This is a genomic window from Paracoccus sp. (in: a-proteobacteria) (genome assembly GCF_030604785.1).
Taxonomy (GTDB): Bacteria; Pseudomonadota; Alphaproteobacteria; order Rhodobacterales; family Rhodobacteraceae; genus Paracoccus.
Map to the genome: position 1 here is coordinate 1 of NZ_JAUVVF010000027.1, position 20,899 is coordinate 20,899.

The 20,899-nt window shown below is 66.5% G+C and carries 19 protein-coding genes; 9 read left to right on the forward strand and 10 right to left on the reverse strand.

Translation table 11 applies throughout. The features are described from left to right. Positions 1-565 precede the first annotated feature (565 nt). The 5 genes from QAR72_RS10005 to QAR72_RS10025 form a co-directional block, all read right to left on the reverse strand. Positions 566-1,444 (reverse strand): DUF481 domain-containing protein, encoded by an 879-nt coding sequence (locus QAR72_RS10005; protein ID WP_304617232.1) that lies wholly within the window; start codon positions 1,442-1,444, stop codon positions 566-568. A gap of 490 nt (positions 1,445-1,934) precedes the next feature. After that, a complete protein-coding gene (gene nusB, locus QAR72_RS10010) occupies positions 1,935-2,414 on the reverse strand; it encodes a transcription antitermination factor NusB (protein WP_304617233.1) in 480 nt (159 codons plus the stop codon). Continuing rightward, a complete protein-coding gene (locus tag QAR72_RS10015) occupies positions 2,411-2,953 on the reverse strand; it encodes a 6,7-dimethyl-8-ribityllumazine synthase (protein ID WP_304617234.1) in 543 nt (180 codons plus the stop codon). Before QAR72_RS10015 ends, nusB begins: the two co-directional genes overlap by 4 nt. Positions 2,954-2,956: 3 nt before the next feature. Next, positions 2,957-4,075 (reverse strand): 3,4-dihydroxy-2-butanone-4-phosphate synthase, encoded by a 1,119-nt coding sequence (gene ribB / locus QAR72_RS10020; protein WP_304617235.1) that lies wholly within the window; start codon positions 4,073-4,075, stop codon positions 2,957-2,959. Positions 4,076-4,147: 72 nt separating this feature from the next. Then, on the reverse strand, positions 4,148-4,759 hold the full coding sequence (locus QAR72_RS10025; RefSeq protein WP_304617236.1) for a riboflavin synthase: 612 nt from the start codon (positions 4,757-4,759) through the stop codon (positions 4,148-4,150). Positions 4,760-5,034: 275 nt separating this feature from the next. On the opposite strand from QAR72_RS10025, the gene QAR72_RS10030 reads away from it, so the two are divergent. The 9 genes from QAR72_RS10030 to QAR72_RS10070 all read left to right on the forward strand — a co-directional run bounded on the left by QAR72_RS10030 (position 5,035) and on the right by QAR72_RS10070 (position 15,835). Beyond that, entirely contained in the window at positions 5,035-6,294 is a 1,260-nt protein-coding gene (locus QAR72_RS10030; RefSeq protein WP_304617277.1) for a capsule biosynthesis protein, read from the forward strand. Positions 6,295-6,440: 146 nt separating this feature from the next. Then, positions 6,441-7,529: a polysaccharide biosynthesis/export family protein gene (locus QAR72_RS10035; RefSeq protein ID WP_304617278.1), complete on the forward strand. Its 1,089-nt coding sequence runs from the start codon at positions 6,441-6,443 to the stop codon at positions 7,527-7,529. 7 nt (positions 7,530-7,536) lie between these two features. Further along, entirely contained in the window at positions 7,537-9,540 is a 2,004-nt protein-coding gene (locus QAR72_RS10040; protein ID WP_304617237.1) for a capsular polysaccharide biosynthesis protein, read from the forward strand. Between the two features lie 172 nt (positions 9,541-9,712). Continuing rightward, positions 9,713-11,236, forward strand: coding sequence for a cryptochrome/photolyase family protein (locus QAR72_RS10045; RefSeq protein ID WP_304617238.1), 1,524 nt, complete (start codon positions 9,713-9,715; stop codon positions 11,234-11,236). Positions 11,237-11,295: 59 nt separating this feature from the next. Next, the gene (locus tag QAR72_RS10050; RefSeq protein ID WP_304617239.1) at positions 11,296-12,090 is read left to right on the forward strand and encodes a GNAT family N-acetyltransferase; all 795 of its coding nucleotides are present in this window, start codon (positions 11,296-11,298) and stop codon (positions 12,088-12,090) included. A 72-nt stretch (positions 12,091-12,162) separates the two neighbouring features. Then, positions 12,163-13,977 carry a M3 family oligoendopeptidase gene (locus QAR72_RS10055; RefSeq protein ID WP_304617240.1) on the forward strand — a complete coding sequence of 605 codons (1,815 nt, stop codon included), beginning with the start codon at positions 12,163-12,165 and terminating at the stop codon, positions 13,975-13,977. 64 nt (positions 13,978-14,041) lie between these two features. Then, positions 14,042-15,223: a dipeptidase gene (locus tag QAR72_RS10060; RefSeq protein WP_304617241.1), complete on the forward strand. Its 1,182-nt coding sequence runs from the start codon at positions 14,042-14,044 to the stop codon at positions 15,221-15,223. Positions 15,224-15,232: 9 nt separating this feature from the next. After that, positions 15,233-15,616: a D-ribose pyranase gene (gene rbsD / locus QAR72_RS10065; RefSeq protein ID WP_304617242.1), complete on the forward strand. Its 384-nt coding sequence runs from the start codon at positions 15,233-15,235 to the stop codon at positions 15,614-15,616. 72 nt (positions 15,617-15,688) lie between these two features. After that, positions 15,689-15,835: an entericidin A/B family lipoprotein gene (locus QAR72_RS10070; protein ID WP_304617243.1), complete on the forward strand. Its 147-nt coding sequence runs from the start codon at positions 15,689-15,691 to the stop codon at positions 15,833-15,835. Positions 15,836-15,885: 50 nt separating this feature from the next. Here QAR72_RS10070 and QAR72_RS10075 read toward each other — a convergent pair whose 3' ends face one another. From QAR72_RS10075 to rpoD, 5 genes are all read right to left on the reverse strand, one after another. Then, positions 15,886-16,365, reverse strand: a complete 480-nt coding sequence (locus tag QAR72_RS10075; protein ID WP_304617244.1) for a GAF domain-containing protein — start codon at positions 16,363-16,365, stop codon at positions 15,886-15,888. A gap of 76 nt (positions 16,366-16,441) precedes the next feature. Beyond that, entirely contained in the window at positions 16,442-16,876 is a 435-nt protein-coding gene (locus QAR72_RS10080; RefSeq protein WP_304617245.1) for a secondary thiamine-phosphate synthase enzyme YjbQ, read from the reverse strand. Further along, the gene (rmuC, locus tag QAR72_RS10085; RefSeq protein WP_304617246.1) at positions 16,873-18,339 is read right to left on the reverse strand and encodes a DNA recombination protein RmuC; all 1,467 of its coding nucleotides are present in this window, start codon (positions 18,337-18,339) and stop codon (positions 16,873-16,875) included. The genes QAR72_RS10080 and rmuC overlap by 4 nt, the downstream gene beginning before the upstream one ends. 57 nt (positions 18,340-18,396) lie before the next feature. Further along, entirely contained in the window at positions 18,397-18,822 is a 426-nt protein-coding gene (locus QAR72_RS10090; protein WP_304617247.1) for a BLUF domain-containing protein, read from the reverse strand. Continuing rightward, on the reverse strand, positions 18,812-20,791 hold the full coding sequence (gene rpoD / locus QAR72_RS10095) for an RNA polymerase sigma factor RpoD (RefSeq protein ID WP_304617248.1): 1,980 nt from the start codon (positions 20,789-20,791) through the stop codon (positions 18,812-18,814). The genes QAR72_RS10090 and rpoD overlap by 11 nt, the downstream gene beginning before the upstream one ends. Between the last annotated feature and the right edge of the window lie 108 nt (positions 20,792-20,899).

Sequence of the window (20,899 nt, forward strand, 5' to 3'; positions counted from 1 at the left end):
AATCACGGATCAAGCGCCAATCTCTCGACGCCCAGCCCGGTCATCCATTCCCAGAATTTCCTCAGAAGAACCAACCTCAAGGCCGCTTCCCCATCCCCTCAAGCGTTCCCGCCTTCGGTGAAGCGGTAGATAGGCGGAGCAAACGGCAGACGCAACAGGAAAAATGACAGGGAGATGAAAGTTTCTCGCAACCCACTGTATTCGATGTGGAAATACGATCCATGCCGGCCTCCGCCCCCCGAATCGCGGCAGAATCGCCCTCGCCGACAGCCTGCCTGCGCCCGGCTTGAAATCGGCGCGCCCTGCCCCTAGCTTTGGCCTTGGCGGGTTTCTGCTCTTCGCGCGTGCGGCCATTTTTCCACTGGCCTATAAGTTTTCCGAGGGTGCTGGCTCTGTCGTGACCCTGGTCACGTTACCCGGTGCCCACCTGAATGATCAGGCTTTCGGGAAATCTGACGCCGCCGCGGTCGCTGCGGTTCCCGCCACCCCCCACACACCTCCCGCGACACGGAAAAGGGCGACCCGAGGGCCGCCCTTCCAGAGAGACAAGTGATCGAGGGAACGATCAGAAGCCGTAGACGACCGCGACGCCCAGACGGTTGTCGGTGCGGGTTTCGCGATTTTCGACATATTCGGTGCGATAGCTCACACGGGTCGCCAGCTGATCCGACACGCGGAAATTGACGCCCAGCTCGTTGGTGATGCGGTCGTTCGCATCGCTCGAACCCAGATAGTCGGTGTCGTTGGTCAGGAAGACCATGTCGTTGAAGCGGTGATACAGGCGCGACGAGGCGATGTAGCCCGTCTCGGTCACCGAACCTTCGTCGCCCGAGAAGGCGGCGCCGGTCTGCTGGTAGCGGATGCCGACACCGGCCTGGACGCGCCACGCAGTGTCCTGCGTGTTGATGATTCGGTAGCCCGGACCGAAGCCGAGGAAGCCGTCGCGACGCAGGTCGTCCGGGCGGTTCGTGCCGTTCACCAGACCGTCGACCTTCAGGCTGCCGAGGGCGAAGCCGTAGAACTGGTCGTTGAAGTAGTACTGGGCGTCATAGATCGCCTGCGTCTCTTCGGTGTCGCGGTCACCGTCGTCGTTCTCGCCGTATTCGATCGAGACGCCGACGCTCTGCGCGAACTGGCCCTGGTTGTAGTTGACGCGGCCGGCGATCGCCAGATCCTGGTTCTCGGTGTTGCCGGTGCGGCCGGTGTAGCTCAGCGACATGGTGCCGAACAGGCCGGTGCGGCGGTCGGCGGGGCCGAAGCGGTCGGCGTCGGCCGAGCGGTCGAAATCGTCACGCACCGCATCTTCGATATCGGTGATGCGGTCGTCGATCTGCGTCACGCCGACGGCGGTGGCGCCGGTAGCGCGCTCGGTCTGTGCCAGGGCGGGGACCGACAGGACGGCCATCATCGCGGCGGTGCTGGTCAACAGGGTAATCTTTTTCATCTTCATCCTCACGAGCTGAGTGTCGTCTGTCCGGCTGTGTCATGCCGGAGCATCTCTGCTGGTTTGAGAACTAAGGGTCCGCCCGCCGGGTTCAAACCCCAGCCCCACACAAGGGAAAATGCCGAAAACGTGAGGAAATCGTGATTTTCGCGAGATCGGCAATAGATCGCTCAAATTGTGACGACATGATTTGTGATGCAACCGGAACCCGTCATCACAAAGCGCAACGCATCCAGTAGGTTTGCGCCCTTTTCTCTTTGCGGTCGCCGTGATGAACGGATTCGTGCATCTGAAACAGATGTGTGACTGCCTACTTGTTAGGCAGGTCATCCGTGGTTTCAGAGCCAGGAACTTGTTGCCTTCACGCCACACTTATCGAACGGGCGCCACAGGTCAAGCCTGCTGGATGGCCGGAACCGAGGCCGCTCCGGAACATGAAAAAGGCCCGGTCAAGGACCGGGCCTTTCGGATATGCACAGAACTGGCGGGTTCAGAACGCTTCGGGACGCAGTTCGCGGGCGACGTGATCCAGAACGGCGTTCAAGAATTTCGGCTCTTTTCCTTCCGGGAAGAAGGCCTCGGTCAGGCGCACATATTCCGAGATCACCACCTTGGGCGGCGCCTTGCCCGCAACCAGTTCCGCCCCGGCGGAGCGGAACATCGCACGCAGGACCGGGTCGATCCGGTCAATGGGCCAGCGCGCAACCAGGGCGCGGTCGGTGGCCTGGTCGATCCGCGACTGCCAGGTGACCGCATCGTCCAGGATGCGCGCGAACAGATCCTCGTCCGCGGCCGAGGTCGGACCGTCGCGGTCGTCGGCGTCGATGCGGTAATTGCGGAATTCGCGCGTGACGCGCTCGGCGGATTGGCCGGCGGCCTCCATCTGGAACAGGGCCTGCACGGCATAAAGCCGGGCCGCACTGCTCAGGCTGCGGCGGTCGGGGCGCGGGGTGGCGGTGTCCGAATTCATGCGCGGCCCTGCCCGTCCAGCTCGCCCGCAAGGCGGATCACGTCATGAGGCACGGCGCGGCCGGGGGCCGATTGCCAGCGCCGCGCCAGCGCGACGAGGTGCAGGGCCGCCGCGGCGGCGCCGCCGCCCTTGTTCATGTCGGCGGGATCGGCGCGGCGTTCGGCCTGCGCCATGGTCTCGACCGTCAGGATGCCGTTGCCGATGCAGATGCCCTGAAGGCCCAGCAGGGTCAGCCCGCGCGAGCTGTCGTTGCAGACCGTATCGTAATGCGTCGTCTCGCCGCGCACCACGCAGCCAAGCGCGACGAAGCCGTCATGCCGCCCGGCCCGCGCGGCAAGCGCGATGGCGGTCGGGATTTCCAGCGCGCCCGGCACCTCGACGATGTCAAGCTGCGCTCCGGCGGCCTCGGCCACGGCGCGCGTGCCGGCCAACAGGTCGTCAGCGATCGCGCGATAATAGGGCGCGACCACCGCCAGCAGCCGCACGGGCGCATCGAAATGCGGCAGCGGCAGGTCGTGTTGCTCGGTATGGGATGCCATGGCTCAGTCCTTGGGGATAGGCCGGGTGGAATGGATGGAAAGCCCGTAGCCGTCAAGCCCCACGACCTTGACCGGCGCGGTATTCGTCAGAAGGATCAGTTCGGACAGGCCAAGCGTGGACAGGATCTGCGCCCCCAGCCCGTATTGCCGCAGGATATGGGGCGCGGGTTCGCCGGGCTGGGTGATCTTCTCGACCAGATCACGGATCAGGACGACGACGCCGCGCCCCTCATCGGCGATGGCGCGCATGGCGGCGGGCAGGCTGCCGCCCGATCCGCGCTGCACGCCCAGAACGTCATGCAGCGGGTCCAGCGCGTGCATCCGGACCAGAACCGGGCCCGGCGCGGTCAAGTCGCCCTTGGTCAGGACGATATGCTCGGCGCCCTGCGTCTCGTCGGCGAAGATGCGCATCATCCATTCGCCGCCATGTTCGGACACGACCTGGCGCTGCGCGCGCTCGACGATCAGGTTGTCGTGGCGGCGGCGATAGCGGATCAGGTCGCTGATCGTGCCGATCTTCAACCCGTGGCGCTGCGCGAAGGCCACCAGATCGGGAAGCCGCGCCATGCTGCCGTCGTCGTTCATGATCTCGCAGATCACGCCGGCCGGGTTCAGCCCGGCCAGCCGCGAGATGTCCACGGCGGCCTCGGTATGACCCGCCCGGACCAGCACGCCGCCGTCGCGCGCGCGCAGCGGAAAGATATGGCCGGGCGTCGCGATGTCGGCCGCCCCTTTCGAGGGATCGATGGCCACGCTGACCGTGCGCGCGCGATCATGGGCGCTGATGCCGGTCGTCACGCCCTCGCGCGCCTCGATCGACATGGTAAAGGCGGTCTCGTGACGGCTGGAATTGCGCGGGCTCATCAGGCCGAGGCCAAGTGCCTCGATCCGGGCCGCGGTCATGGACAGGCAGATCAGCCCGCGCCCATGCGTCGCCATGAAGTTGATCGCGTCGGGCGTGGCCATCTGCGCGGGGATCACCAGATCGCCCTCGTTCTCGCGATCCTCGTGATCGACCAGGATGAACATGCGGCCGTTGCGGGCCTCGTCGATGATCTCTTCGATGGGCGAGATCGCGTCAGACAGGTCCGTCTCGACAGGGCCGGGCTTTTCATACTGCATGGGCTTACCTTTCCAGCGATTGCCCCTGATCTAGCCCAGCCGCACCGCAAGGGCCAGAGGCAGGGCGCCGCGTCACGGATGCCCGATGGTCCGGTCAGCCTCGGCAAGACGGGCGACATAGCGGGCCAGCGTGTCGATTTCCAGGTTCACGGCATCGCCCTCGGCGGCATCGCCCCAGGTCGTGACCTCTTGCGTGTGCGGGATGAGGTTGATGCCGAAGGACGTGCCCTCGACCTCGTTCACCGTCAGCGAGGTGCCGTTCAGCGCGACCGAGCCCTTGGGCGCGATGAAGCGCGCCAGCGCGGCGGGTGCCTCAAAGACCAGACGCAGGCTGTCGCCCTCGCGCCGCGCCTCGGTGATCCGGGCCACGCCGTCCACATGCCCGCTGACGATGTGGCCGCCCAGCTCGTCACCGACGCGCAGCGCGCGTTCCAGGTTCAGCCGCTTGCCGACCGGCCAGCCGGCGCTGCCGATATTCGTCTTCGACAGCGTCTCGGCCGAGATGTCCACGTCGAACCAGTCGGGCCCCTTGGCGATCACGGTCAGGCAGACGCCATCGCAGGCGATCGAGGCACCCATATCCACACCCGCCATGTCATAGCCGCAGCCGATCCGGGCGCGCATGTCGCCCCGCATCTCGACCGCCAGCACCTTGCCGATATCGGTGATGATCCCGGTGAACATCGCTTTCCTTCCCTGAAACCTGCCTCGAGTTAGGACAAACCCCCTGCCCGTTCAAGCGGCCTGGGGGCGCGAAGTCGCGCATGCGCCGCGGCGCGGGGCAATTGCACGATAAATCGGTGGCGCCACGGGCCGTCTCATGCGATGACTGGAGAAGGAAAAATCCGTTGTCCGCCAATAACGATCGCCCCATGTATCACCACAGCCCCGCGCTGCCCCAGACCGCCGACCGGCAGACCGGCATCCCGCCGGAAGCCGTCACGGATCGCGTCTTCCTGATGCTGCAAGGTCCGCACGGGCCGTTCTTCAACCGCCTGGCCACGCTGCTGGCGGCGGCTGGCGCGACGATCTGGCGCTGCGGCTTCAACGCGGGGGACCAGTTCTTCTGGTCGGACCGCGACCGCTTCATCCCCCATCACGGCAGCGTCGAGGATTGGCCGGACCATCTGGACCGCATCCTGACCGAAAAGGGCGTCACCGACATCGTGCTTTACGGCGATGTGCGCGCGATCCACGCCATCGCCCGCGAAAAGGCCGCCGAACGCGGCATCACCGTCCATGTCTTCGAAGAGGGATATCTGCGCCCCTACTGGATCAGCTACGAACGCGAGGGTTCGAACGGCCATTCGGCGCTGATGCGGATCCCGCTTGCGCAGATGCGCGCGGCGCTGCGCGAACAGGTCAGCGAGGTTCGCCGCCCGCCCGCCCATTGGGGCGACATGCGCCAGCACAAGTTCTATGGCCTGTTCTACCACCTGCTGCTGCTGATCATGAACGGCGATTACCGCGCCTATCGCGGCCACCGCGCGATCCCGGTGGCGACCGAGGTGCGGCTGAATGCCCGGCGGCTGGTTCTGGCACCGCTTTACGCCCTGCAGCGCAGCCTGCAATGGCGCCGCCTGCGCCTGTCGGGCTGGCCCTTCAGCCTTGTGCTGATGCAGCTCGAACATGACAGCAATTTCCTCGGGCACTCGCCCTTTACCCGGAACGCGCAGTTCATCGACCAGGTGATCGACGCCTTCGCGCGCTCGGCCCCTCGCCATCACCATCTGGTCTTCAAGGCCCATCCGCTGGAAGACGGGCGCGCGGGCAACCGTGCCGCGATCCAGGCGGCGGGCGAACGCAATGGCTGCCTCGACCGCATCCACTACATCCGCGGCGGCAAGCTGGCCGAGATCCTGTCGCATGCCCGCGCCGTCGTCACGGTCAACTCGACCGGCGCGCAGCAGGCGTTGTGGCGGGGCATCCCGGTCAAGGCGCTTGGCCGGGCGGTCTATGACAAGCCGGGCCTCGTCTCGGACCAGGATCTCGACACGTTCTTCGCCCGACCCATGCCGCCCGATCCGCAGGCCTATCGCGTGTTTCGCGATTATCTGCTGCAGACAAGCCAGATTCCGGGGGGGTTCTACGCCAAAAGGTCGCGCGCCCATGCGCTGCGGCTTGTGGCCGACATGATGCTGTCGCCCGAGGACCCCTATCAGGCCCTGGCCGCCGGTCATGTGACCCATCGGCACCAACCCACCGAGCGCGAGCGCTGATCCCCTCTGCCGCTGCAATTCCGGTAGCGGCAGAGGCAATTCGCCGCTAAATTGCGCCAAAAGGCGTCCGCCCCGACCGGACGATAATAACAGGAGTATCAGAGGTGACAGTACCCTTCCGTGCATCGGCCGTGTTCCGGTTGATGATGATTGCGTCGCTTGCCCTGCTGGCGGCCTGCGCCCTGCCCCGTTCCGGCCCGAACAAGACCGAGATCTTTCGCGGCTCGGTCGAAAAAGGCGGCAACACGCATGTCATCTATGTCAACGACCACGTGACACGCGCCTCTGCCTTTGCGCCCGCTTTCGGCTTTTCCGCCAATTTCCGCAACGCCTCGCAGGTCGGCGCGGACGAGATCCGGGCCGGCGACCGGCTGGCTCTGGCGATCTGGGAAAACGTGCAGGACGGGCTGCTGACCTCGGCCGGGGCCAGTTCCGCCCAGCTGACCGAGATCCAGGTGGACAGCGACGGCTTCATCTTCGTGCCCTATGCGGGCCGGGTCCGCGCGGCGGGCAACACGCCCGACCAGCTGCGCCAGATCATCACCGACCAGCTTGCGGTCCGCACGCCCGATCCGCAGGTCTCGGTTGCGCGCGTGGCGGGCGACGGGGCGACGGTGTCGGTCATGGGCCGGGTCAGCGCGCAGGGCGTCTATCCGATCGAGCGGCCGACCCGTTCGCTGTCGGCGATGCTGGCGCGCGCGGGCGGCGTGGCCATTCCGCCGGAGGTCGCGGTGATCACCGTCAAGCGCGGCAGCGAATCCGGCAAGGTCTGGCTGACCGATCTCTATGCCAGCCCGACCAATGACATCGCCCTGCGTCCCGGCGACCTGATCGTCGTGGAAGAGGATCAGCGCACCTTCACCTCGCTCGGCGCGCTTGGCGGCCAGACCCGAGTGCCGCTTGGCAACGAGGTCATCAACGCCGTCGAGGCGATCGCGATGGTCGGCGGTCTCAGCACCCAGCTGGCCGACCCGACCGGCGTCTTCGTCCTGCGCGACGAACCGCCCTCGGTCGCCAGCCGCGTGCTGGGCCGGCCCGTCGCCAGCACCACGCGCTTTGCCTATGTGCTGGACCTGACGCGTCCGAACGGGCTGTTCCTGGCGCGCGACTTCATCATCCGCGACGGCGACACGATCTATGTGACCGAAGCGCCCTATGTGCAGTGGCAAAAGACGCTTGGCGCGATCACGGGCAGCGCGGCGACGGCGGACAGCTTGTCGAACCTGGGCAACTGATCCGCCCATGCAGGCCGAAAGACCAACAGCCGCCGGGATCCCCCGGCGGCTTCATGTTTTCAACCTGGGCTTCCTTCGCCAGCCGCGCCTTTCGCGCATCCTGACGCTGGCGGGCTGGAAACCCGTCTTAGGCCTGCCCGGCCCGGACGGCGCGGTGGGCATCTGGGGCGCCAGTCCGACCGCGTGGCGCGGGCGCCGCATCGCCGCGCGCACCGGCGCATCGGTGATCACGGTCGAGGACGCGTTTTTGCGTTCGATCCTGCCGGGTCGGGCGCGGGGTGCGCTGGCACGACGGGGTCCGATCGGTCTGCTGATCGACCCCGAAGGGCTGCATTTCGACCCGGACCGCCCCTCGCGGCTGGAACGCCTGATCGGCGCGCCCCTGCCGCCAGAGATTGCGGCGCGGGCCCGCGACGCGCTGGCCCGGCTGCGCGCCGCCGATCTGTCGAAATACAATTCCCATGACCCCGCCCTGCAGGGACCCGAGCCCGGCTATGTGCTGGTGATCGATCAGACGCGCGGCGATGCCTCGCTGCGCGGCGCCGGACGGGAACTGTTTCTGTCGATGCTTGAGGCCGCGCGGGACGAGAATTCCGGCCAGCGCATCGTGATCCGCGCCCATCCCGAAACCGCCCAGGGCCTGCGGCCGGGCCATCTGACGCGCGACGATCTTCGCGAAGGCGAAATGATCTGCGACGCCCCCGTCTCGCCCTGGCGACTGGTCGAGGGGGCTGCGCGGGTCTATGCCGTCAGCTCGCAGCTGGGTTACGAGGCCTTGCTGGCGGGCCATCGGCCACGGCTTTTCGGCCTGCCCTTCTATGCGGGCTGGGGCCTCAGCGAGGACGAAGAGGCCCTGCCGCAGGGCCGCAGGGGGCACGCCACGACCGAGGCCCTGTTCGCCGCCAGTCATCTGGCCGGGCCGGTCTGGTATGATCCCTGCCGCGACCGCCTGACCGATTTCGAGGGCGCGCTGGACCAGATCGAGGCCGAGGCCAAAGCCTTCCGTCAGGACCGCGACGGCCATCGGGCCTATGGCATGCGGCTGTGGAAAAGGCGCTTTCTGGCGCGCGAATTCGGGGATGTGCGGCCCCTGCGCTTCCAGTCGCGGCCCTCGCCTCAGGTCACGCTGGCTTGGGCAGGCGCAGCCGAGGCCGTGCCGCAGGCGATCCGGGTCGAGGACGGGTTCCTGCGGTCGCGGGGGCTGGGCGCGGCGCTGACGCCGCCGCTTTCCATCGTGGCCGACGATCTGGGGATCTATTTCGACCCCACCGCCCCCTCGCGCCTGGAGGCGCTGATCGAGGCGGGGCCGCCGCCGGGCGGCGAGGCGCGGGCGGGGCGGCTGATCGCGGCGCTGATCGCGGCAGGGCTGACGAAATACAATCTGGGCGGCGGCGCGGACCTGCCACCGGCCGACGGGCGGCGTCGCATCCTGGTTCCGGGGCAGGTCGAGAATGACGCCTCGATCCTGCGCGGGGCGGGGGCCGAGCGGACCAATCTGGCGCTGTTGCAGCGGGTGCGGGCCGAAAACCCCGATGCGCAGGTGATCTACAAGCCCCATCCCGATGTCGAGGCGGGTCTGCGCCCCGGTCTGATCGCGCCCGAGGCGCTGGCGGCCCTGGCCGATCATGTCGCGAAACGCACCGATCCGCTGGCGCTGATCGCGGCGGTGGACGAGGTCTGGACGATCACCTCGACCCTTGGCTTCGAGGCGCTGTTGCGGGGCCTGCCGGTAACGACGCTTGGCCGTCCCTTTTACGCGGGCTGGGGCCTGACGCGCGATCTGGGACCGGCATTCGCGCGCCGCCGGGCGAGACCATCGCTGGAGGAGCTGGCCCATGCCTGCCTGATCGCCTATCCGCGCTACCGCGATCCGGTGACGGGCCTTCCCTGCCCCGCTGAACTGGCGCTGGAGCGTCTGGCCGCAGGGCGCGGCCTGCAACCCGCCGGATTGAGGCTGCTGGCCAAGGCGCAGGGTGCGCTGGCGGGCCATTCCTGGATATGGCGGCGCTGAGGGCAGGCCTGGCAGGGGGGCGCTGCCCCCCGTCCTGCGGACTCCCCCCGGGATATTTTGACCAAGGCAAAGGCGGGAATGGCGACGCTTGGCCGACGCGGCACCGCGACGCATTGGCAGGCCTTGGTTGGGCGGGGCAGTCTGGGCGGCCGATGGCTGCTCAGAGGATGCCGTGACACGACTGATCCTGGTGCTGGGCGACCAGCTTTCGCATGAGATCGCCGCCCTGCGCGAGGCGCGGCCGGGCGATGTGGTGCTGATGGCCGAGGTGATGGACGAGGCGAGCTATGTCCGCCACCACCCGCAGAAGATCGCGTTCATCTTTGCAGCGATGCGGAAATTTGCGGCCGAACTGCAAGGCCGGTGTCTGGACGTGGCCTATACCCGGCTGGATGATCCCGAAAACAGCCAGTCTATCGGCGGCGAGATCCTGCGCCTGGCTGCTGCGCGCGGTGCGGCCGAGGTGATCGCCACCGAGCCGGGCGAATGGCGGCTGATCCGGGCTCTGGCCGATCTGCCGATCCCGGTGCATCAGCGGGCCGATGACCGGTTCTTTGCCAGCCATGCCGAATTCGAGGCTTGGGCCAAGGGCCGCAAGGAATTGCGGATGGAATGGTTCTATCGCGAGATGCGGCGCAAGACCGGCCTGTTGATGCAAGGCGACCAACCCGAGGGCGGGCAGTGGAATTACGACCATGACAATCGCAAGCCTGCCTCGGCCGATCTGTTGCGCGTCAGGCCGCCCGTCTGCGAGCCCGATGCGGTGACGTCCGAGGTCCTGGATCTGGTCGAGGCGCGGTTTCCCGACAATTTCGGCCGCCTGCGTCCCTTTGGCTGGGCGACGGACCGGGCGGGGGCGCTGCGGATGCTGGATCACTTCATCCGCCATGCGTTGGACGAGTTCGGCCCCTATCAGGATGCGATGCTCGAGGACGATCCGTTCCTGCACCATTCGCTGCTGTCGCCCTATATCAATGCGGGGCTTCTGTCGCCGCGCGAGGTCTGCGAGGCCGTGGCGCAGGCCCATGCGCGGGGCGAGGTGCGGCTGAATTCGGCCGAGGGCTTCATCCGCCAGATCCTTGGCTGGCGCGAATACATGCGGGGGATCTATTTCCTCGAAGGGCCTGACTACACCACACGGAACGTGCTGGATCACCGCCGCGACCTGCCGCCCCTGTTCTGGGGCGCGAAGACGCGGATGAACTGCATGGCCCGCGTCGTCGGTCAGACGCGCGATCGCGCCTATGCCCATCACATCCAGCGCCTGATGGTCACGGGGAATTTCGCGCTGCTGGCGGGGATCGATCCGGCTCAGGTCCATGAATGGTATCTGGCCGTCTATGTCGACGCCTATGAATGGGTCGAGGCGCCGAACGTCATCGGGATGAGCCAGTTCGCCGATGGGGGCGTGGTGGGCTCGAAGCCCTATGTCAGCTCCGGGAACTACATCAGCAAGATGTCCGATTACTGCAGGGGCTGCGCCTACAAGGTCGCCGCGCGGACCGGTCCCGATGCCTGCCCGTTCAACCTGCTATACTGGGACTTCCTGGACCGCCATCGCGACCGTTTCGCGCGCAATCCTCGCATCGGCCGCATCTATGCGACCTGGGACAGGATGGACGAAGCACGCCGCCGCACGATCCGGGCCGAGGCGGCGGATTTTCTGAACCGCATGGTCTCGGGCGAGACCGTCTGACGCTTGACGCCGCCGCCTTGCCCGGCGAGTTTGACGCAGGGGCATCGGGAGGAACAGGCATGATCTGCAGTTGCGGCCATCACACGGCGGCGGACCCGGAACTGGGTGGACAGACCGTCACCCTGTCGCGGCCGGCCGTCTCGCTGCACGGCCGGCTGATCTGCCAGAGCGCGTCCCAGATGCTGACCGCGCTGGACCTGCTGCCCGGTCACGTCGCCGCCAGCCGGGCCGAGCCGGGCTGCCTGCTGTTCAGGATCGACCAGACCGACGATCCCGCGATCTGGACGCTGCGCGAGGTCTTTGCCGACGAGGCCGCCTTCGCCGCCCACCGGACCCGCAGCGCGGCCAGCCGCTGGGGTCAGCGCAGCCGCAAGATGGGCCGCGACTTTCATCGGCATGACACCCATCCTCGCATCCGGCCCGAAAGCCCGACGGACCGCGAGGGGCTGGACCGTTTGCTGCGGCTGGGATCGGGACGCGGGGCCAGGATGATGGAGCGTCTGCGCGCCGATGGCGACCTGACGCATTCGCTGATCGCCCATCTCGAGGGGCAGCCGGTGGGCCATGTCGCCCTTTCACCGCTGGCGGCGGACACGCCTGCATTGGCGCTTGGCCCGCTCATGGTCCATCCGGCCTTGCGGGGCCGCGGGCTGGGGCGCGCCCTGATCGCCGCAGCGATCGAGGCGGCAGGCCCGGACCCTGTCGTCGCCTTCGGCCCGCCTGCGCTGTTCGCGCCCTGCGGCTTTCGCCCCGTCGAGCCGGATCCGTCCGGCCAGGGGTCTGCGGCCCTTGTCCATGGCACGCTACCCGCAGGCAGCGCGATCCGGCAGGCCCACGCCTTCACCGATCCCTGACCGGGGCGAGAGCCCCTTGCGCCCTTCGGTTTCAGCGTCCACATCTGAACCGGACAAGGGAAAGGACCGATCATGGCAGGCAGCATGGCATTTGACGCGCAGGAACCGGCAAAGGGCGAATTCGGCGCTTTGCCCGAATGGGATCTGACCGATCTCTATCCCGCGCCGGACAGCCCGGAACTGGCCGCCGATACCGAGGCTCTGGGCCAGCGCGTCGCCCGCTTTGCCCAGACCTACCAGAACCGCCTGGCCGATCTGACGCCCGCCGAAATGCTGGCCTGCATCGAGGAATACGAGCAGATCGACATTCTGGCCGGCCGGATCATGTCCTATGTCGGGCTGCGTTATTACCAGAACACGACCGATCCGATCCGCGCCAAGCAGATGGGCGACCTGCAGGGCAAGATCACGGACCTGACGACGCCGCTGGTCTTCTTCAGCCTCGAATTCAACCGCATCCCGGACGAGACCTATCAGGCCGTCTTTGCCGCCGCGGACGGCCCGGCGCGCTACAAGCCGGTCTTCGACCGGATGCGCGCGATGCGCCCACACCAGCTGTCCGACGAACTCGAGCAGTTCCTGCACGACAATTCGGTCGTGGGCGCCGTTGCCTGGAACCGCCTGTTCGACGAGACCACCGCCGCGCTGACCTTTGACGTGGACGGAGAGACGCTTGGCATGGAAGCCACGCTGAACCTCCTGACCGACCACGACCGCGCCCGGCGCGAGGCCGGTGCCCGCGCGCTGGCCAAGGTCTTCACCGCGAATGTCGGATTGTTCGCGCGCATCCACAACACGCTGGCCAAGGAAAAGGCGATCGAGGACAAGTGGCGCAAGATGCCCTCGGCCCAACATGCCCGGCACCTGTCGAACCATGTCGAACCCGAAGTCGTCGAGGCGCTGCGCAATGCCGTCACCGCCGCCTATCCGCGCCTGTCGCACCGCTATTATGCGCTGAAGGCGCGCTGGCTGGGGCTGGACAAGCTGCAGGTCTGGGACCGCAATGCACCACTGCCCTCTGACACGCCCCGGATCATCGACTGGCCAGAGGCCAGGGCGACGGTGCTGGACGCCTATGCGGGCTTTTCGCCCGATCTGGCCGATCTGGCGCGGCCGTTCTTCGACAAGGGCTGGATCGATGCGGGGGTGAAGCCCGGCAAGGCGCCCGGCGCCTTCGCCCATCCGACGGTGACGACCGCGCATCCCTATATCCTGCTCAATTACCTGGGCAAGCCGCGCGATGTGATGACACTGGCCCATGAGCTGGGCCACGGCGTCCACCAGCGTCTGGCCGCAGGTCAGGGCGAGCTTCTGGCCTCGACGCCGCTGACGCTGGCGGAAACGGCCTCGGTCTTCGGCGAGATGCTGACCTTCCGCGCGCTTCTGTCCAAGACCACCGATCCGGCGCAGAAGAAGGCTCTGCTGGCTGGCAAGGTCGAGGACATGATCAACACGGTGATCCGTCAGATCGCGTTCTACGATTTCGAATGCCGCCTGCACGCCGCCCGGGCCGAGGGCGAGTTGACGCCCGACGACATCAACGCGCTGTGGATGCAGGTCCAGCATGAAAGCCTTGGCCCGGTCTTTGAATTCATGCCGGGATACGAGACTTTCTGGACCTATATCCCGCATTTCGTTCATTCGCCCTTTTACGTCTACGCCTATGCGTTCGGCGACGGGCTGGTGAACGCGCTTTATGCCGCCTACGAGGACGGGCTGCCGGACTTCCAGGCCCGCTATTTCGATCTTCTCCGGGCGGGCGGTTCGCGTCACCACAAGGACCTTCTGGCGCCGTTCGGGCTGGACGCCTCGGACCCGGCCTTCTGGGACAAGGGCCTGTCGATGATCGAGGGCCTGATCGACCAGCTCGAGGCGCTGGAAGACTGACCGAAACGCTTTGCCGCTGAGCGGGGCCGGTTTATCATCGGCCGCCGACGATGCGGAGGGAATCATGGCAAGACGCGCTGTGCTGGGGCTTGTCCTTGCGCTGGCCTCTGCACTTGCGCTGTTCTTCACGATTGCCCCCGCCAGGATCGAGCGCAGCATGAACGTCGTGTCCATGCCGCCCGGCGGCTGGCCGGTCACCGAGCACGCCCTGGCGCTGCATGCCGATCTGATCATCGGCGATCTGCATTCCGGCATGCTGGTCTGGGATCGCGACCCGTTGCGCCGCGCCGGTCGCGGCCACACCGACCTTCCGCGCCTGAAAGAGGGCAATGTCGCTGTGCACGTGATCGCGGCCAATACCGACAGCCCGTTCGGCCAGAACTACACGCGCAACCGCTCGGATTCGCGCGACCGGGTGTCGGCGCTGTTCATCACGCAGCTTCGCCCGCCCAAGACCTGGTTCTCGGCGATGGAACGTGCTCTGGAGCAGGCCAACGATCTTGCCGAGGCCGAGGCCCGCGCCCCCGAGACCCTTCGCATCATCCGCGCCCGCCCCGACCTCGACATGGTGCTTTCGGCGCGGCAGCAAGGCCAGCCGCTTGTGGGTGCCCTGCTCGCGATCGAGGGCGCCTATCTGCTGAACGGGGATCCCGCCAATCTTGACCGTCTCGTTCAGGCCGGGTTCCGCGTCGTCGGGCTGGTCGAGTTCCTCGACAACGAATTGGGTCCCAGCCTGCACGGCGAAAGCTATCGCGACTACGGTCTCACCGGTTTCGGTCGCCTGATGGTCCGGCGCATGATCGACCAGAACCTGATCATCGACCTGTCCCATGCTTCGCCCGCCACGGTGGCCGACGTCCTGGCCATTCCCGGCGCTCGGCCGATCCTGTCGCATACGGGCGTCCTGTCGCATTGTCCCAGCACCCGGAACATCGCTGACACCAAGCTGCAGAAGATCGCGGCGGCGGGCGGCCTGATCGGCATCGGGTTCTGGAGCGACGTCGTCTGCGGCACCACCCCGGCCGAAATTGCGGGCGCCATCCGCGCGGCGATCGCTCTGGTGGGCGAGGATCATGTCGCGCTAGGGTCGAACTGGGACGGGGGCGTCGAGGTGCCGTTCGACGCGGCGCATCTGCCCGCCCTGACCCAAGCCCTGCTGGATGCCGGGCTGCGAGAGGAACAGATCCGCAAGGTGATGGGGGGCAACATGATCCGCTTCCTCAGCGAGGCCTTGCCGCAGCATTGAGAGGCTGGAATGAAACGGACGACCCTTCTGAACGCGCCCTTGTCGGGGCTCATCGCCTCGATGGGGCATGGCGATCTGCTGGTCATCGGCGATGCGGGGCTGCCGGTGCCGCAAGGGGTTCGTGTCATCGATCTGGCGGTGACGCGGGGTGTGCCGGGGGTGTTCGACGTGCTTGACGCGGTGCTGGCGGAACTGGTGGTCGAACGCTCGGCCGTGGCCAGCGAGGCCGACCCCGCGCTGGTGGGCCGGTTCGCCGAGCGCGACATCGGCGCAATGGGCCGTCTATCGCATGAAGAGTTCAAAGAGCACAGCCGCAAGGCCCGCGCCATTGTGCGCACGGGCGAGTGCACGCCCTATGCGAATATCTGCCTTTGGGCCGGTGTCGCATTCTAGGGCGGGAACCAGCCGATGATTACCGGTGTTCCGGTTGCATTAATGCAGACAAAACAATCAAAGGAGTGTCTCATGCAACGGAAATTCATCGGCTTCGCCGCCCTTCTGGCCGTGATGGGTCTTGCCGCTTGCGAGACGGTGCAGGGTGCGGGCCGCGACATTTCGACCGCCGGCGAGGTCATCCAGCAGGAAAGCGCCGAGGCTCAGGCGGGCATGTGAGCCGCGACCTGCGGTCGGGCGGCGGTCTGACCGCCGCCTGACACTTCGATTCATTCCGACGGTTCAAGATAGCTGGCAACGCGCTGCGACTGCGCCTCGACCAGATGCAGGGCCTGTTCGTCCAGATCGGTGCGCGTGTTGCGGCTGAGAAAGCAGAACATGCCGAAGACGCTGCCATCGGCCCGATGAACCGGAACGCTGAGATGGCTGCCGATCGGAATCATCCGCGTGATGGGCAATTCGACAGCGATCGGATGCTGGCTGGTATCGCCCATCAGGCGCGGCAGGCCGCCATCCAGGATGTGCTTGCAATAGACCTCTCGCAGATCCATCGACTGGCTGGGCTGGATCAGCGCTTCAAGCCCCGGCGCGCTGACGGCACGGAAGACGGCGCGTTCGTCCACGAATTCAGAAAGATACCCCACCTCCATCCCCAAGGTTTCGCGCACTGTTTCCAGCGTCGTCTGGATCGCGCAAGCGCGGGTGGCGTCCGCCGCGATCTGCGGCAAAGTGGGGCTGTGCTTCGTCATCGGGAACCTCCTGCGGCTGATCCCGGCCAGACTAAACCCGAACCGCTCCTGAACGAGACCGATAGTGCCGACAGATTTAGCGATCCGCCTCGGGCGGCAAGGGCTGGAACAGGGCCGCGACCTGTCGCTCGTGGGGCTTGAAGCGATGTTCGACCACATAGATGCCCTGCCAGCGGCCCAGCATCATTTGCCCCTTCTGCACGGGAATCTGCAGGCTGACCGGCAGGATCGCGGCCTTCAGATGGGCCGGCATGTCGTCCGGTCCCTCGTAGCGATGCGTGATCCAGCCCATCGAGGGATGGTCCGCCGGGGGCGCCAGCCGGTCCAGCCAGGCCAGCATGTCGTGCTGCACCTCGGGATCGGCATTCTCCTGGATCAGAAGCGAGGCCGATGTGTGCCGGATCATCAGCGTCAGAAGCCCGTCGCCCCTGCCCCGCAGCCAGGTCGCGACCTGATCGGTGATCTCATGGCAGCGCGGACCATGCGTCGTGACCGTGAAACTTGTCATCATGGCGCGGCCCCCGACATGGGCAACGCGGGCGGTTCGTCCTCGGGGTCGTGGTCCATGGTGATCTGCTTGCTGGCCCGGGCGCCGAGGCCCCGCAGCATCTCGACCTGCCGGATCACGTTGCCCGAGCCGCGCGACAGCCGGTCCAGCGCCTGACCCTGCGCCTTGTTGGCCTGATCCAGCGCGCGGCTGACGGCCTCCATCGCGTCGATCACGCCGGCCAGCTTGTCGTAAAGCGCCCCGGCCCGGCGCGCGATTTCGGCGGCGTTGCTTTCGCGCCGCTCGACCGCCCAGATATGTTCGACCGTGCGCAGGGTCAGCATCAGCGTCGTGGGCGTGGTCAGGCCGACCCGCCGCTCCATCGCGAAGGCGGCCAGCGAGGGATCGGCGCGCAAGGCCTCCGAGAAGGCGCCCTCGATGGGCACGAACATCAGGACGTAGTCCACAGCGCCGTCATCCAGCCGCTGATAGCCGCGATCCGAAAGCTGCGTGACATGGGCGCGCATCGCGGCCACATGGCGACGCAGGGCTGCCTGTGCCTCGGCGGGGTCGTCATGGGTGACGGCGATCTCGTAATCGTTCAGCGAGACCTTGCTGTCGATCACCATGACCTTGCCGCGCGGCATCTTGACCACCACGTCGGGCCGCCACAGCTTGCCGTCGCCGTCGCGCCAGCTGGATTGCATGTCGTAATGCGTGCCGGCCAGCAGGCCCGAATCCTCAAGGATGCGTTCCAGCACCATCTCGCCCCAGGCGCCTTGGCGCTGCTTGTCGCCTTTCAGCGCGCGGGTCAGCGCCACGGCCTCGCGGCTGATCTGCTCGCTGCGCTGGTGCAGTGACAGGATATGCTCGCGCAGGCGGACAGCCTCTTCGTCAAGGATGCGGTTCCGGCTGCTGAGTTCGGTCTGAAAGCGGTGAACCTGCTCGCGGAAGGGCGTCAGCAGCGCGTTCAGCTGATCGTTCTGGCTTTTCTGCAGATCGGCCTGCTGGTTGCGCAGCGTCTCGGCCGACAGCAGCTTGAACTGGCCGGTCATCTCCTCGCGCAGGGCGCGCAGCGTGGCGACCTCGCGGGCGCTGGCCTCTCGGTCCTTCTCGGCGGCCAGACGCGTCTCGGCCAGGCGCGTTTCCAGCGCGGCATGATCGCGACGGGCCTGATGCAGCGCGTCCGTCAGACTGTCGCGTTCCTCGGACAGTTCCGACAGGCGCGCGGCCTGCACATCCAGCCGCGCCTCGATCTGGCCCAGCCGCATCTCGGCCTGATGGGCACGGATGCCCGTCTGGGCGGCCTGATCCTCGGCCTGGGCACGCAGACGGTCGGCCGCGGCCAGCCGATCCTCGGACAGGGCCGCACGCTGTCCCGCCTGCGTCGCACGGCGCCAGAACAGCAAGACCGCCGCCAGCAGGACAAGCGACAGGATCTGCCATGGCAAGGCTCCGTTGACCGCAGGTCCAAGCGTATCCGACATGGCAATCCCCCTGAAAATGCGGCCAGTGTTCACATTTTGTGCCGCAAGACAAGGGCGCTAGCCTGGCAGCATCCGCAGAAAGCTGACGACGCTGCCCGCATAATCCCCCGGATTCACGGTCGAACTGCCCGAGCGGGCGAACCAGTCCATCAGCGACATCTGATCGCGGTCGGAATAGCGCATCGTCCAGTCCCGGAACAGACGGTGTTCCAGCGGACCCGAGGACAGGATCTGCACCGCGTCATGGCGGCGGTCCCGCATCAGCAGTGCCAGCACCTCGCGCAGGGCCGGGGCCGGGCCTTCCAGCCATTGGAAGAACAGGCCCGATTCGTGGTGCAGGCAGCCGGTGAGGGCCAGATCGCGGTTGCGATCCCGCGCCGAGGCGAGGATGGCGCGCATGTCGTCATCGCTCAGCCAAGGTGCGGCATTGCTGCGGTAAAGCAGGAAAGAAAGTCCGGTCAGTCCATCAAGCCTATTGGTCAAGGAAGGACCGCAGCTTCCTGCTCCGCGACGGGTGCTTGAGCTTGCGCAGGGCCTTTGCCTCGATCTGGCGGATACGCTCGCGGGTGACGCTGAATTGCTGGCCGACTTCTTCCAGCGTGTGATCGGTGTTCATGCCGATGCCGAAACGCATCCGCAGAACACGTTCCTCGCGGGGCGTGAGGCTGGCCAGCACGCGGGTGGTGGTTTCCTTCAGGTTCTCCTGAATCGCGCTGTCGAGCGGCAGGACGGCGTTCTTGTCCTCGATGAAATCGCCGAGCTGGCTGTCCTCCTCGTCCCCGATCGGGGTCTCGAGGCTGATCGGCTCCTTGGCGATCTTCATCACCTTGCGGACCTTCTCCAGCGGCATCTGCAGCTTTTCGGCCAGCTCCTCGGGCGTCGGCTCGCGGCCGATCTCGTGCAGCATCTGGCGGCCTGTGCGGACCAGCTTGTTGATCGTCTCGATCATGTGGACCGGGATGCGGATGGTCCGCGCCTGATCGGCGATGGACCGGGTGATCGCCTGCCGGATCCACCAAGTTGCATAGGTCGAGAACTTGTAGCCGCGGCGGTACTCGAACTTGTCCACGGCCTTCATCAGGCCGATGTTCCCCTCCTGGATCAGGTCGAGGAATTGTAGGCCACGGTTCGTGTATTTCTTGGCGATCGAGATGACCAGGCGCAGGTTCGCCTCAACCATCTCCTTCTTGGCCTGACGGGCCTCCTTCTCGCCGCGCTGGACCTGGGCCACGATACGGCGGAATTCCTCGATATCGACGCCGACATATTGGCCGACCTCGGCCATGTCGCCGCGCAGCTTCTCGACCTGATCGCGCGAACGCTCGAACAGGGCCTGCCAGCCGCGACCGGCCTGGCCGGACATGCGCTCGATCCAGGTCGGGTCCAGTTCGCTGCCGCGATAGGCGTCGATGAATTCGCGGCGGTTGATGCGGGCGGCGTCGGCCAGCTTCACCATGCCGGAATCGATGGTCACGATGCGGCGGTTGATGCCGTAAAGCTGATCGACCAGCGCCTCGATCCGGCTGTTGTTCAGGTGCAGCGAATTGACCAGCGCCACGATCTCGGAGCGCAGGACCTGGTAATCGGTCTCGGCGGTGGCCGAGAAGCTGTTATCCTCGTTCAGGGTCGCGGACATGCGCTGATCCTGCATGTCGGCCAGACGCTCGTAATTCAGCGCGATGGCTTCCAGCGTCTCAAGTACCTTGGGCTTGAGGCTGGCCTCCATCGCGGCTAGCGACAGGTTCTGGCCCTCTTCGTCCTCGTCCTCGTCGTCGCTGCGCAGCGGATTGCCGTCGGCGTCGAATTCCTCGCGCTTCTGGGCGGTCGCGGCCGAGTCGGCTTCGGGGGTCAGCTCTTCCTCGTCGGCATCCTCGCCTTCACCGTCGAGCGACTGGCCGAACGTGGTCTCAAGGTCGATGACGTCGCGCAGCAGGATCTCTTCGTCCAGAAGCTCCTCGCGCCACATGGTGATGGCCTTGAAGGTCAGTGGGCTTTCGCAGAGGCCCGCGATCATAGTGTTGCGACCGGCCTCGATGCGTTTGGCGATGGCGATCTCGCCCTCGCGCGACAGCAATTCGACGCTGCCCATCTCACGCAGATACATCCGCACGGGGTCGTCGGTGCGGTCCAGCTTTTCGGTCTCGGTCGCTGCGACGGCGACCTCGCGCGAGCCGGAACCGGTCACGGCGACCGCGCCGCCCTCGGATTCCTCGGCGCCGTCCTCGTCCTCGATGACGTTGATGCCCATCTCGGACAGCATCGACATCACGTCCTCGATCTGCTCGGAGCTGACCTGCTCGGGCGGCAGGACGGTGTTCAGCTGATCATAGGTGATGTAGCCGCGCTCGCGCGCCTCGGCGATCATGCGCTTGACCGCCGCCTGGCTCATGTCCAGCGTGTGGGCGTTGTCGTCGCGTTCGGTCTTGTCGTGATCGTCGTCCTTGGCGGCCATCAACGGCTCCCTTTTCAGCGGTCTGGCAGCGATTCGCGAGGAAACCGAATCGGCGCTTGAGACCAAGATATCTAGCCTGCTTCGAGGTCGAATCAAAGACCGGCCCCA